Genomic DNA, 14,203 nt, shown 5'->3' on the forward strand with positions numbered 1-14,203 from the left:
TTCTCCAATGGCCTTAGCTGACTTCTTGTTGTGCGATAGGTTCACCAAACAGGTGACAGTTTGAAAAGCGTTGATGCTCTATCTGACGCAAGTGCGTAGGGACTGTCTTACATCGCTCTGTGACCTCGGAGCAACGTGCCTGAAAGCGACAACCTTCAGGGATTTCTAGTAGGTTCAATGGGTTACCAGGAATACCTGTCAGTTTGGTTTTAGGACCAGTTAGTGGCGGGAAGGAGCTACCTAATCCGCGAGTATAAGGATGGAAGGGCTGCTCAAGAATTTGCTTGGCAGGAGCCACTTCAATCAACTCCCCTGAATACATGATCCCGATTCGATCAGAGAACTCCACCATCAGTGAAAGGTCATGGGTGATAAACAAGATAGAAAAGCCAAACTCTTCTTTTAGAGCGTAGATCTTTTGTAGGATCTCTCGCTGCACCACCACATCAAGTGCCGTAGTAGGCTCATCCATAATGATCATCTTAGGGTTCAAGGCCAAGGCAATGGCAATGACCAATCTTTGGCGCATGCCACCGGAGAACTGATGAGGGTAATCGCTCAGTCGGCTAGGATGGATATCAACGATCTCCAGTAGTCCCTCTGCGCGTTTAATCGCTTGCTCTCGAGTCATGTTAGTGTGGCGCATAATAACGTCACAGAACTGCTCTTCTATTGGCAATACTGGGTTAAGGGCATTCATGGCACTTTGAAATACCATAGACATCTCGCTCCAGCGAAACGCCTGCATGCGGTCGTCACTGTATTGCAGAATATCTTCGCCGTTAAAGATCACCTCTCCGCCAGAGATAAAAGCAGGTGGCTTGTGCAGGCGCATCAGGGAGAAGGCAACGGTGGATTTACCACAGCCAGATTCACCCGCTAGGCCAAATACTTCACCGGGAGCGATATCAAAGCTCACGTTATTGCATGCTCGCACATCACCTGCATCGGTAATGTAATCCACACAAAGATTACGCACAGAAATTAATGGTTCAGTCATGATCAGTCTCCGCGCATGATTGGGTGGGTTGGAACCTTAACAGGTTCAGATTTGCGTTCTTTCTTGTCTAACTTGGCCATTTTTTTCCAGCGACGCATGCCTTTATGAGAGCGAAGCTGTGGGTTAGCAATCTCATCAACCGCAAAGTTAAGTAGTGCTAGGCCTGTGACCAATAGCGTCAACGCCATACATGGAGCCAATAGTTCCCACCAAGCGCCAATTAACATAGAAGAGGAGGTCTGTACGTTGTACAGCATGATGCCCCAACTGATGGTGTTGGGATCGCCCATACCTAAGAAGGAGATAGTGGCTTCCATCATGATTGCGTACATCACAGAGCCAATGAAACTGGCACCCACGATAGAAATTAGGTTCGGCAGTATTTCTACAAAGATGATCCTAAATGAAGACTCACCTAAGACTTCTGCAGCCTTAACAAACTCTTTTTCACGTAGTGCAAGGGTCTGTGCTCTTACGACACGAGCCCCCCACGCCCAAGAGGTGAGACCTATGATAAGCGCAATGGTTAACGGTCCTGCCTCGCCAATAAAGGCGGCGACAACGAACAACAATGGATATTGAGGAATCACCAGCATGATGTTCATGGCGGCAGTCAGAAATTCATCAACTTTTCCTCCAAAGTAACCTGCGGATACGCCAATAATGGTCGCAAGAAAACACACAGTTAAGCCTGCGCCAAAGCCAACAGCTAACGATACGCGCGCGCCATAGGCTACCTGTGCCCATACATCGCGACCCATTCGCGTTGTGCCTAAGGTGTGTTCTGCATCCTTAGACATTCGTAGGGTGCGGCTGTCAGTTGCTAGGTTTTGTGCTACCCAACCCTCAGGGTTTGCTTGAGCGGCTTTGACTATCAAGCCAGGGTACTCGTGAGGCTTACCTGTACGCTTATCCGGAGCGTGCTGAGTGATCAGCGGGGCTGCAATAGCGATAAACAAAAATGTACTTAGAATGAATACACCAATCATGGCAACGGTATTGCCTCGAATCAGTTTTAGTATGTCTTTCATGTTACTTACCTCCCTTGCGTAGGCGAGGATCTAGCAGTACATACAGCATGTCAGCTAGCAAGTTAAAGAACAGCATAAATAGGGTCATGATTAATAGTTGCCCTTGCAGCACTTGGTAGTCGCGAGAGGTGATTGCGTTAAAAAGTACAGTGCCGAGGCCGGGGTAGTTAAAGATGATCTCGATGATTAACTGTCCACCAATCGCCATACCCAATGACATAGAAAGGGCTGTGACACTGGGTAGTAAGGCGTTTCGCGCAGCGTAGTTAAATACTACTCGGTTCTCGCTAAGGCCTTTGCCCTTTGCCATGGTGATGTAGTCTTCAGCTAGCAAGTTAATCATGTTGTTGCGCATATTCACTAGGAAACCACCAATTTGCACAATTGAGGCGCAAAATAAGGGCAGTATTGCGTGATAAGCAACGTTCTTTATAAATTCCCAACTGGTCCAGTCTGGCGTTATACCTGCGGTGTACGCGTAACCAGTAGGGAACCATTTAAGACCAATAGCGAAGATGAACATCGCCAGCATAGCGATAACTACCTGGGGTACGGCTTGAATAACCAGCATACCTGGGGTGATAAAGGTGTCGTATTTGCTACCACGTTTCCAAGCAGCGAAGATGCCTAATATTGAGCCAAGAGAGAATGAAAGCACCACTGCAGTGCCGGCTAGAAATAAAGACCAACCAAAGGCGCCGCCAAGCAATTCATTGACGCTCAGTGGGTAGAATTTGATAGAGGTACCTAGCTCCCAGCTAAGAATACTCTTGATATAAGTGATGTATTGCATCCACAGCGGACCATCAACAAAGCCGAGCAGTTGTTTCATGGCCTCGATGCGCTCTGGAGTCACTTGGGCTGTCGCGTTAGCAAACATCATGGTAACGGGGTCACCAGGCATTGCTCGCGGAATAATGAAGTTAATCGTCGCTGCGACTAGCAGCGCGATAAAATAGAACGATAGACGTCTTAGAAAATATCCCATACCTACACCTTAACTATCCGATTTATTTTCCTTATCTCGGATAAAGCTCGCTTTTTGGGCGAAGAGTCCCCTGACGCTTTAGCGCCATAGTTGTTATTGACTTTGAGGGGAATTAATCGGCGCACCATTTGGTGCGCCTTTGAATGTCGATTACTCGACAGGTTTTAGATCTAGCACGTGAAGTAGGCGCTCAGGAATACCAGCCCAGATATTTGGACGGCCCTTGGCGTTGTCTTCAGTCCACCAACCCGTAAATCGAGTAGTGTTGTACTGATAGTTGCTTGCGCCAGACATGATTGGGATTGTTACTTGATGCTCAGCAATGATCTGCTGAATACCGTGAGCAATCTTCATTTGCTTATCTTTGTCTGCAGTTTTGTAGAAACTGTTTAGAAGGTTGTCTAGCTCTTCATTCTTGTAGAAGTGCATTGCGAAGCGAGGCATACCACTGCCTTCTTGCAGAGCTGAGTTATATGCACTGTTCCAATATAGGTGTGGGTCAGCACCGTGGAAGTAGTTGGTGTAAGCCACATCGTAAGTACCCTCAAGCATGGCTTGGTTGTATACCGCAAACTCAGGAGTACGAGCACGCGCTTTGATGCCAACTTCGTTTAGCTGCTCTACAGCCAGTTGAACGGTGTTGTTAAAGTCTGTCCAACCGTTTGGTGACTGAATTAACAGCTCAAAAGACTTACCTGATGGAGTTTCTACAAAGCCATCACCATTGGTGTCCTTAAAGCCAGCTTCTTCCAATAGCTTTTGGGCATCTTCTGGGTGGTATGAATTGAATTTTTGGTATTTGCTGTGAGTTCCCTCATCAGACCAAGCCTCGAATGCATAACCAAGACCTGAGCCAAAATCATTCACCGTTCCGGCACCATAGAATGCGATATCGATGATAGTTTCACGGTCAATCGCCATACCCATAGCACGACGGAAATCTACATTAGTGAGTGCTTCATTCTTTGCTGGATCTGGGTTTTTAAAGTTCACAACCAGCGCTTGTGTGCCTGCTGGTGGATACCAGTAACCATGATTAGGGTTAGCGGCTTTGTAGGTACGGTCAATGTCTGGAATGAAAGACGATGTCCAATCCAGTTCAGAGTTAACAATCTTACTTAGAAGCTGATCGTTGTTAGCAATCTGGGGAACACGAAGACAGTCAACATCTAGGTTGTCTGCATCCCAGTAGTTAGGGTTTTCACACTGAATGTATAGCTGAGGAGTAAAGGTGTCGATTTCAGTGAATGGGCCTGATCCCACAGGGTTTTCATTGGTGAAAGACGTTGGGTCTTCAACCTTTGACCACACATGCTCTGGAACAACCGGTACCTTAGCAATTTCATAAGGAACGTTTGAATTGCCTTCTGTTAGCAAGAAGCGAACTTGGTAATCATTCAGCTTTTCTACCTTGCTTACCCACTTGTTGATACCTGTCTGGTCTAATGCCGTGTTGTTAGCAACTAGATTGAAAGAAAAAACTACATCATCAGCAGTAAAAGCTTCACCATCAGACCATTTAACGCCTTTGCGAATATCAAAGGTAACGCTCTTTAGATCATCAGCCATCGCAAAGTTTTCAGCCAGACGCATAACCGGTGTATTGCCGTGCATCTCATTGAAAACAACCAGTGGCTCGTAGATAAAGTCAGTCGTAGTGCGCAGGTTCGTCGCTAAGTAGGGGTTAAAGTTGCGAACCATTGTAGGGTAGAAATCAGGTACGATAGTAAGTTCCGATCTTGCTGCTACTGGTGCAGAGATTGCAGTCGCTGCAGTTGCGATTACCGCGGTAGCAAGAGCTGTTTTTTTTATGTTAGCAAGCATAGTTTATCCTTAGTCTGTGTTTGCTTCTTTATTAGTAAGTAACCAAGCTTGATTGCCTGAGTCAGTTGCTTAAACAGTGCCACCCAACGACGTGACTGCTTAACTGTGGCGGGTCATCTGTATGACTCTGAGAACCATTGGTTGAGAGTAGAATTGTCTCTCCAGTCAAAATCGTCAATTTACATTCCCGTCAAAAACGTTAAACAAGGCCATTTTGATGTCAAAATCGTTAATATAGCGGCGTTATTAGGTGTTGGGTCAGTTGTTTTTTTATACAGGTCACAATGGGAAATATGAGTGTTGTTAGTGTTTACTTACTCTTATTGCTATATGTAGTAGTGTTTACATCATGTTTTTGTTAGTTCGTGATCTTGATTGAACTAAGTTTTATTACTTTATTCGCAAGTTAAAAATATGACTATGAATTTGTTGTGATTATGCTCGCAAATTTGAATAAATCTGCGTTAAAGGGGTCGGTATAGGGCTTTTTAGGGTAGGGAATATCGTTGTCTCTCATTCTTTTTTAGAACTGGAAAATAAGAGTGGCAAATAACGAAAGAGCTTATTACAGGGTGTAAAAAGCTCTTTCTTTAAGTGTTATTGGGTGACTAAGCTCTGTAGTTGTTCTCTTAAATCAGCTAACTGTGCTCGCTGAGCATCATCGTGATTTGAGTGTGCAAGAATAAAGTCTAGAGAATTGAGCACGGTACGCCAGCGTGGAGTCTTGGGTAGCGTCTCTATTCTTAGGTATTTATCCAGCGTTCTGGTTTGCAGGGTGCTTCTATCCAGATATACACGCCATAGACCACTTTGCTCAGCGAAGTTGAATTTGGTATTGCCGTCATGGCTTTCCCAATACTCAAGTGCTGATGACATGCAGTCTACGAGCAGTTGTCGCATATTCTGCTGTTTGTTGTCCTTGCTGTTATCTAACTGTTCGACCAAGTCTGCAAACTCATCCCCTAGCTCTTTAAGCTCTTCTAGTTGTGACTTATCGCCAGCAAAAGCGTAGCTCGCTAAGGCATCCAGCGCGACTTCGAGATTATTGATGCGTTGGTTAGCATCATCAGGATCTGAGTTGAAGATAATCATGCCTCTTAACCCGGTTTCTAACGGCAGGGTAAAGATATCACTGGCTATGACCTGTTTGGTTTCATCGACAAAGACATCGATATCCATGCTGCGGTGTGGCTGATCAAATTGCAGGTGCTTCGGCGCAATGAACTCTTCAATTTGCGAGCGCTTGATTTGCTCAATAGAGCGCTTTAGTAGTTCAGTAGCCGATTTATTAGCAAAGGTAATCTTATGGTTTTCGTTGATACAAACGATGGCCTCTGGAGTACTCTCTAGTTGCTCGAGAAGCTTAGTTTGAGTCTCTAGAAGTAAAGATTCGACTCTTTCACGCTGGGTGAGTTCAGCACTTAGTGAGTCGTTCTCCTGCTTACGCCTTTCCGACAGACTAGCATTAATATGTACCTGAATTCGCGCGGATAGCTCCTGCTTATTAAATGGCTTAACCAGATAGTCATTGGCACCACAGTCAAAGCCTTTCACTTTGTCTTCAGTTTGGTTCAAAGCGGTGAGCATGATGATTGGCAGTTCGTTGTAGTTATACAAGTTACGTAAGTACTCACAAACTTGGAATCCGCTCAGCTCCGGCATCATGATATCTAACAGCAGGATATCGGGTTTTTCCTCAGCAATAAGGTCAAGCACCTCTCGGCCATTATGCGCGCTCACCACCCTATATCCCTCTACTCGCAAGAAACTTTCCAGAATCTTGAGGTTCACAGGTTCATCGTCCGCGATCATGACTAGCTTGCCATCTGGATTCTTAGGCAAAGAGAGGGACTGCTCATCAAACTCGGTTTGATGAAACTCTTCTCGAGAATAATGTTCAGTTTCTGATTCACTGTTGAAGGCATCAAGTTCTTGCTTGCTGGCAAGTGGCAGAGTCATGGTAAAGGTAGTGCCGAGCATGGGTTGGCTGGTAACAGTCAGTTCGCCGCGCATGATTTCAATCAAACGTTTACTGATGGATAACCCAAGCCCTGTGCCTTGATGGTAACCAGAAGAGTTACTTTGAGTTAGAGGCTCAAATATATTATCTAGATCCTCTTTAGGGATGCCATGTCCGGTATCGATCACTTGTATTCTTAGTTGTTCGCCTTGCTGCTCTGCATTCAAGATCACTTTGCCTTCCGAAGTGAATTTGATCGCGTTGCCAACAAGGTTGTACAGCACCTGCTCAAGCCTTTGCGGATCGGCACTAACCATAGGCAAGCTACTATCAATTTGGTTGATGATACGAACGGGCTTCTTATCAACCAGATGTTTTGATAACTCGACAACCAGCTGAGATGCAGATGAGAGCGAAACTGCGGTGGGTTCAAGCTGCAAATGACCATATTGCATCTTGTGGTAATCCAATAGGTCATCCACCAAGTTAGACAGTCTATGCCCGCTATTGATGATGATTTCTAATTGGTATCGTTGAGAAGGCGGTACGCTTCCATGAGCCTCGCTAAGCATAGCTTGCGCGACTCCAATCATGCCGTGCAGTGGTGTCCTTAGTTCATGGGAAGTGGTAGCTAAGAATTCATCTTTTAGTTTATCAGCAAGCTGAAGCTCACCATTTTGCGTGGCAATGGTGTCTAGGTTAAATTCGAGCTCTTTGTTTTGCTCTTTGATTAATTCAATCTTTTCTCGAATAGAACGCTGCATTCTCTCAAAGCTGACTGCGAGCCTTCCTATCTCATCCTTGCGCTTAGTGCCTTCAACATTTTCTTTCAGATCTCCTGCAGAGATTCGCTCAGCGGCCCACGTAAGCTTGAGCAATGGGGTGGTAATGAAGTTCGACAGATAGTGAGAGGCTACTACTACGACAATGGCAGCGCTCAATACAATGATGAAAAACAGCTTAAATAACTGGTTAACTCGTTCAAACGCGACTTCTTCTGGAGTCTCAACCACCACGGCCCATGTGAGTCCGTGTACATCAATAGGTGCATAGGCAGCGATGGTGTTGTCATCAGATAAGTTGGTATAGGTTTCAACCTCGGCAGAGCCTTCAAGAGCCTTTATGGCCACAGGAGAGCTCTGTTTGGCATCAACATCATCGCTACTGCTTGCGAGTAGTTTTAAGGACTTATCAAATAAGGATACATTCAGGTTAACGAGGTGTTCCTCGGTGATGAGGTCAGTGAGCGCAGACAGAGGCAGTCGAAAGAACGCATAGCTATGTAAATAACCTCTTTGCACGATTGGAGCAGCAAACCAAGCGACTTCTTCAGTGCTGCTCGAGTTACCTTCAATGGAGAAATCACTCATAAGAACAATGTCATTGTATTGCTCTAAGGAGTCTTTATTTGTGGCAACATAGTCTTTTAGTTGCTTGAACAAATCGCCCAATTCGGTTTGTTTGTAGCGACCAGAATTTAGGTTTGTTGCATAGTAATCATACTTATGGACTGAATAGGCGACGTTGCCCTCGAGATCCACTAAAGCGATATCATCGAAGTCCGAGCGCTCTAACAAGCTTTGGAAGGTTGAATGGTAGCGCTTATGCAGTAATCGGTAGCGCTCAACACTGGTGTAGTTGTCGTTGCCTCTGACGGTTTTGGTGCGGATAGCATCCCCTGAGCCTGGAATATACCTCTGTTGACCTATGCTTCTAGATTCTTCTAGGTCTTTCCCTAAGCGTCTAAAAGAGTCAATCAGCCCATAAAAACGTCCACCACTGGCGTAAGCCAATTCCGAATGAACAAAGCCAATCACTTCTGAGTCAAGATTTCCTATGTAAGCGCTAACCTTGTTGGCATTGCCATCTCTCATCGAGGTTAGGTAAGTGGTGCTTTGTTCTTGAAGGTCTTGAGTGTGAGAACGAAGAAAGAAAAAAGCAACCAGCAGCATTGGGATAAGGCTGACCAGCATAAAGGCGCCCATAAGGGTGCTTTGTAGACGTTTAAACTTTGGGCGAGCGTGACTTTTTGACATAGGGTACTAATTCAAGGCCTGATAATGAGATCATCATTGCTGAAATGTACCCGCCAAATGCAGTGAGGCAAGCAGAGGCTTAAAAAAGCGTGTTGCCTCACACAGTTTTATTTCGTTGCGTGGTAGATCGCGAACTTATTGGTTTTACTTGTAGTTTCACAATTACCGAAGGCTTTTTCGATAATCGGTGGGTATTTCAAAAAACTATTAGCCACAATTACCAGTTCGCCATTTCGAGTGAGATGCTTTGGAGCATCGGCCAGTAAGGTTTCTGTCGCACTGTAACTGGTATCTAATCCTGAGTGGAAAGGAGGGTTACTAACAATAAATTGGTAGTCTGTATTTGCTTCAGAATACACGTCAGTAGCAAAAACACGCCCTTTGAGTCCATTTGCCTCAAGGGTGCGCTTGCTTGATTCCACAGCAAAGGCACTCACATCGCACATCTCTAACTCTATTGATGGATTTTTTAATGCCATCGCAGCACCAATAATGCCTGCACCGCAGCCAAAATCGAGAACCTTGCCCTTCAGCTTAGGTAGGTTTGCAAGTAGCAATTTAGAACCTAAATCAAACTCACCATGGCTGAATACTCCTGGTAGGCTTTGAACTTCGATAGAGACACCTTCTAGCTCAACTTGATAAGACTTAAAGTGATCATTGAGTTCAAAGCTAGATGGTGGCGTTTGGCTTAACCCCCAGTAAAAAGAGCAGCGACGCGCCGAGTCATACTTATTGATAAGACCAAACTCTTTGAACATTTTCTCTATGCTTTTTACTCCAGAACGGTTTTCACCGATTACGGCAACCTCTGTTTCTGGCGGCAGTTTACTGAGCATCATCTCGAGCAGATATTTTGCTTCACTTTTCGCCTTTGGCCAGTAAAGCAATAGCATGTCAGCATCAACATTGTTATCAAACTCAACACCAAACTGGCTATCAACACCGATGCGCTGCATTTGTTGATGATAACCATAGTGAGATGTAAATACGGTCACCGCTTCAGCGTGCTGTTGTAGCTGTTTTGGGAAATGATCCTCTGCTTCTCCTGCAATGACGATTCGCTTTCCAGCGAAGTAAGCAAGTTGACGTTCAGCTATCTGACTTGGGGCGGTGTAGGCACTCATTAATTTACTCTTACTAGTTGTTATCTTGCTGATCGAGGAAGTCGTTGAACTCTTCTTCATACATGTTAAACAGCACCATAGTGATGGCAAAGATCAGCGGGCCGTAGATTAAACCAATTAAGCCGAAGACATGCAAACCGCCAAGCAAAGAAAAGAAGATCATTAGGGTATTCATCCCCGCACTTCCCTGCATTAGCAGAGGACGAAGGATATTATCGATAGAACCGACCACTGCAACTGACCAAATAAGCAAGAATATTGCCCAGCCGGTTTCACCGGTCAAAAGAAGATACAGACAAGCTGGTATCCAAATCAACGCGGTGCCAATAACAGGAATAAATGACGCAAACCCCATCATAGTGCCCCAGAAGAGTGCAGGGAAGCCCACCAACCACATAGCGAAGCCACCTGCAGCACCTTGAGCAATCGCAGTTAAAAATGATCCCATTACGGCAGATTTAGACACCTTTTCAATCTCATCCAACAACCTATCTTCTTGTGAGCGAGAAAGAGGCAGAATGTGACGCATGGTATTGATGATCTTTTCATGGTCGCGCAGTAGGAAAAACAGCACAAATAGCATCAAGCCAAAGTTAACCAAGAAGTTGGTCGCACTACCCACAACCGAAGCACTGATAGCAACTAAATTTGAGCCAAACGTACTGGCAAGCTCTGCGACTTTTTGGCCTATTTCAGAGGGCTTTAAGGTGTCGAACGGCAAGTAGGTATTGACGATATCGAGGATCTTAACCACCCAAGGCTGTGCGAATAACTCCTGAACCCCACCGTCGGTAACCCAGTGATAAACACCCTGCGAGAAAGAAGAACCTTGCTGGATAATTGCCGTGAAGACAAACAACAGTGGTATTACGATGATAAAGGTTAGGATGATGCATGAGAGGAGCGCAGTGGTGTTCCTCAAGGTCGGCATTTTCTTATCGAGCCATTCGTGAATAGGGAACATCAGCAAAGAGATGATAAACGCCATTACGATTGAATTGACATAAGGCCTAATTAAGACAAAGCAGGCATACGCAAAAACCAGTAGCGCAGCAATGAGTAGCCATTGGCTAGACGTGAGTTGGAATCTTCTTGGCACTTTGAATGGCCCACTTATAGTGTTTGTGATGATAAATCATAGCGTTATGCAACATGAATCGCTAGAAATAAAAAAGGAGCCAATAGGCTCCTTGTTCACTTTTTTGTCGCTGGATATTAGGCAGCTAAAGCGGCGAAACAACGGTCAGCGGCTGCCAGCGTTTGCTCAATATCTTCATCAGAGTGAGATAAAGAGGTAAAGCTTGCCTCAAATGCAGATGGCGCAAGGTAAACACCTTCTTCTAGCATCAAGTGGAAGAAGCGTTTGAATCGTTCAACATCGCATTTCGCCACTTCTTCGTAGCAGTTTACTTGTTCTTGGTCAGTAAAGAAGAAGCCAAACATACCGCCTACTTGGCTTACAAGTAGCGGGATACTATGTTTGTCAGCACGCTCTTTGAAACCCTGAGCTAATTTTGCTGTGATTTCATTAAGGCGTTCTGCGTTGCCTGCTTGCGCTAACTGGGTTAGACAGGCGTAACCTGCTGCCATAGCGATAGGGTTACCTGATAGTGTGCCCGCTTGGTATACAGGGCCCGTTGGCGCAATGTGTTGCATGACTTCTTTACGACCACCAAATGCGCCTACTGGCATACCGCCACCAATGACTTTACCTAGGGTAGTTAGATCAGGTTTAACATTGTAGTGTGCCTGAGCACAGCCAAGGGCAACGCGGAAGCCAGTCATTACTTCATCAAAGATAAGTAGTGCGCCATTTTGGTCACAGATTTCGCGAAGTCCTTCCAAGAAGCCATTGATTGGCGGGATGCAGTTCATGTTGCCTGCAACAGGCTCAACAATGATGCACGAGATTTGCTCTGGATTCGCATCAAACAGAGCTTGAACAGAATCTAGATTATTAAAAGTTGCGGTCAATGTGTGTTTGGCAAAATCTTCAGGTACGCCAGGAGAGCTCGGCTGGCCTAGAGTCAATGCGCCAGAGCCCGCTTTAACTAGCAAGCTATCGGCGTGGCCGTGATAACAACCTTCAAACTTCAAGATCTTGTCGCGACCCGTGTAGCCACGTGCCAAACGGATTGCGCTCATGGTCGCTTCTGTGCCTGAGCTTACCATACGCAGTTGCTCCATTGACGGAACAAGAGAAGAGACAAGCTTAGCCATGTTGATCTCAAGCTCAGTAGGTGCACCAAAGCTAAGACCACGCTGCGCAGCTTCTACTACAGCATCGCGAATAACAGGATTGTTATGGCCTAAGATCATTGGTCCCCATGATCCGACGTAGTCAATGTACGCTTTGTCGTCTGCATCATAGATACGAGAGCCATCAGCACGCTCAATGAAAAGTGGAGAACCGCCTACACCGTTAAATGCACGTACTGGTGAGTTAACGCCACCAGGAATAATGGTTTGGGCTTGCTGATAGAGTGCTTCTGATTTGCTCATTAAAGAATCCTTGCTTTCGGATAGCATTTTTGGGAATGACAGCATTGTAATAAATATTGGGCACAAGTCTAACGCTTGTGTCTCACTATTAGTTTGAGCACATAGATTACAATACTTGAACACTTTGCTCAGGTATTAGATAATCGCGAGATCAACAGAGTCACCTAGAGTGGCAACATCGAATAAAGAGAGGTCTCGGTGAGCGAATTAAATGTCCCTTTGAATTTTTCTGACGCAGCAGCAGCGCGTGTTAAAGTATTGATTACAGAGGAAGAAAACCCAGAACTAAAACTACGCGTTTACATCACAGGTGGTGGTTGTAGTGGTTTTCAATACGGATTTACTTTCGATGAGAAAGTGAATGAAGGCGACTCGATTATAGTTAAAGATGAGGTAACCCTAGTGGTAGACCCTATGTCTTTACAGTACTTGATCGGTGGTACAGTCGATTACACAGAGGGACTTGAAGGTGCACGCTTCTTCATTAATAACCCTAATGCAACAACCACTTGTGGTTGTGGAGCCTCATTTAGCGTGTGATCCTACCCTCAGAAATAACGGGCAGAAATCGGTACAGTAGTCGCATATAAAGGCTGTGCCGTATAAACAGCTAGGCAAGGTCGCCTACTGATAATTAAAAGGATTTAGTTATGCCGTTAAGAAGGACAGGGCAATTCTTTGCCCAACGACCTTGGATTATCTCGCTTACTCTTGTTGTTGTCCTCGGCGCTTGGCTTGCAGCTGGCGCCCTTAGGGCAGAACAACCCGCAAAACAATCCCCTGCAACAGAACGCAATGTACCTCTAGCTAAGGTTGTTGTGACCCAATTTAATGCCGAGCCTGTCGCTCGAAAAATTGAACTCTATGGCCGAACTGCGCCAAATCGTCATGTTGAACTCAGCGCTGAGCTTGCTGGTACCATAAAAACGTTGAGAGTTCGAAAAGGCGCGACGGTTAAACGTGGACAAATCATTGCCATGATCGACAAAGGGGATTTAGAGATCCAGTTGGATCGTGCTAATGCCTTGTTGAAAGTTAAACAAAAAGAGTTTGATGCCGCGACTTCTCTTAAAGAGCGCGGATTACAGAATGAGGTGGCTTTTACTACCGCAGAAGCGGAGCTTGCCAACGCCAAAGCGACCGTTGCCAATGTTAAGTTAGGCCTCAAGAACAGTATTATACGAGCGCCATTTGATGGCATCATCGACCGCTTGCACGTAGAACTGGGAGACTATGTATCGCGTGGAGATGAGGTTGCTCACCTTATTGATCTTGAAAAGCTGGTTATTGAAGCCGATCTTAGCGAGCGTCATATTCAGCAAGTGAAGAAAGAGCAAACGGCCAACATCACTTTACTTGGCGGCGAAAAACTTCAGGGTACCCTGCGCTATGTGTCCCGCAATTCCTCTGTGACTACCAATACCTTCCCCATTGAAATAGAAATCGCTAATAAAGGCCAAATGCTTCCCTCTGGTGTCAGTGCAGAGGTGGAGTTAGAGCTAGAAACTAAGATGGCCGTTAAGGTCACACCTGCTATGCTAGCGCTGGATGAAGCGGGCAACCTTGGAGTGAAAACATTACTAAACGACAAGGTTCATTTTGTGGGTATTCAGATTGTTAAAGCAGAGCAAGATGGTGTCTGGTTGAGCGGTTTAGGTGACAGCGTTGAGATTGTCACTAAAGGGCAGGGCTTTGTTCGTGATGGTGACTCTGTCATCGCCGTTAGACAGTAGAG

General features: G+C 45.5%; 10 protein-coding genes. 2 read left to right on the top strand and 8 right to left on the bottom strand.

The features are described from left to right. Positions 1 to 13: 13 nt before the first annotated feature. The 8 genes from OCU46_RS02575 to hemL form a co-directional block, all read right to left on the bottom strand. Complete coding sequence (locus tag OCU46_RS02575; RefSeq protein ID WP_141269723.1) at positions 14 to 1,000, bottom strand: ABC transporter ATP-binding protein; 987 nt, start codon at positions 998 to 1,000, stop codon at positions 14 to 16. Positions 1,001 to 1,002: 2 nt separating this feature from the next. Further along, the gene (locus OCU46_RS02580) at positions 1,003 to 2,031 is read right to left on the bottom strand and encodes an ABC transporter permease (protein ID WP_141269721.1); all 1,029 of its coding nucleotides are present in this window, start codon (positions 2,029 to 2,031) and stop codon (positions 1,003 to 1,005) included. A 1-nt stretch (position 2,032) separates the two neighbouring features. Beyond that, entirely contained in the window at positions 2,033 to 3,019 is a 987-nt protein-coding gene (locus tag OCU46_RS02585; RefSeq protein WP_141269719.1) for an ABC transporter permease, read from the bottom strand. 150 nt (positions 3,020 to 3,169) lie between these two features. Further along, positions 3,170 to 4,843, bottom strand: coding sequence for an ABC transporter substrate-binding protein (locus tag OCU46_RS02590; RefSeq protein ID WP_141269717.1), 1,674 nt, complete (start codon positions 4,841 to 4,843; stop codon positions 3,170 to 3,172). Positions 4,844 to 5,440: 597 nt separating this feature from the next. After that, on the bottom strand, positions 5,441 to 8,839 hold the full coding sequence (locus OCU46_RS02595; protein WP_141269715.1) for a response regulator: 3,399 nt from the start codon (positions 8,837 to 8,839) through the stop codon (positions 5,441 to 5,443). Between the two features lie 107 nt (positions 8,840 to 8,946). Beyond that, positions 8,947 to 9,966 (bottom strand): 16S rRNA (guanine(1207)-N(2))-methyltransferase RsmC, encoded by a 1,020-nt coding sequence (rsmC, locus tag OCU46_RS02600; protein ID WP_141269713.1) that lies wholly within the window; start codon positions 9,964 to 9,966, stop codon positions 8,947 to 8,949. A 13-nt stretch (positions 9,967 to 9,979) separates the two neighbouring features. Further along, positions 9,980 to 11,065 (bottom strand): AI-2E family transporter, encoded by a 1,086-nt coding sequence (locus OCU46_RS02605; RefSeq protein WP_141269711.1) that lies wholly within the window; start codon positions 11,063 to 11,065, stop codon positions 9,980 to 9,982. Positions 11,066 to 11,181: 116 nt separating this feature from the next. Continuing rightward, entirely contained in the window at positions 11,182 to 12,468 is a 1,287-nt protein-coding gene (gene hemL, locus OCU46_RS02610; protein WP_141269709.1) for a glutamate-1-semialdehyde 2,1-aminomutase, read from the bottom strand. Positions 12,469 to 12,666: 198 nt separating this feature from the next. Between hemL and erpA the strand changes: the two genes are divergently transcribed. Both erpA and OCU46_RS02620 read left to right on the top strand, forming a co-directional pair. Next, a complete protein-coding gene (gene erpA / locus OCU46_RS02615; protein WP_017028370.1) occupies positions 12,667 to 13,008 on the top strand; it encodes an iron-sulfur cluster insertion protein ErpA in 342 nt (113 codons plus the stop codon). A gap of 110 nt (positions 13,009 to 13,118) precedes the next feature. After that, the gene (locus OCU46_RS02620; RefSeq protein ID WP_141269707.1) at positions 13,119 to 14,201 is read left to right on the top strand and encodes an efflux RND transporter periplasmic adaptor subunit; all 1,083 of its coding nucleotides are present in this window, start codon (positions 13,119 to 13,121) and stop codon (positions 14,199 to 14,201) included. Positions 14,202 to 14,203 lie beyond the last annotated feature (2 nt).

It is taken from the genome of Vibrio comitans (genome assembly GCA_024346835.1).
Lineage (GTDB): Bacteria > Pseudomonadota > Gammaproteobacteria > Enterobacterales > Vibrionaceae > Vibrio > Vibrio comitans.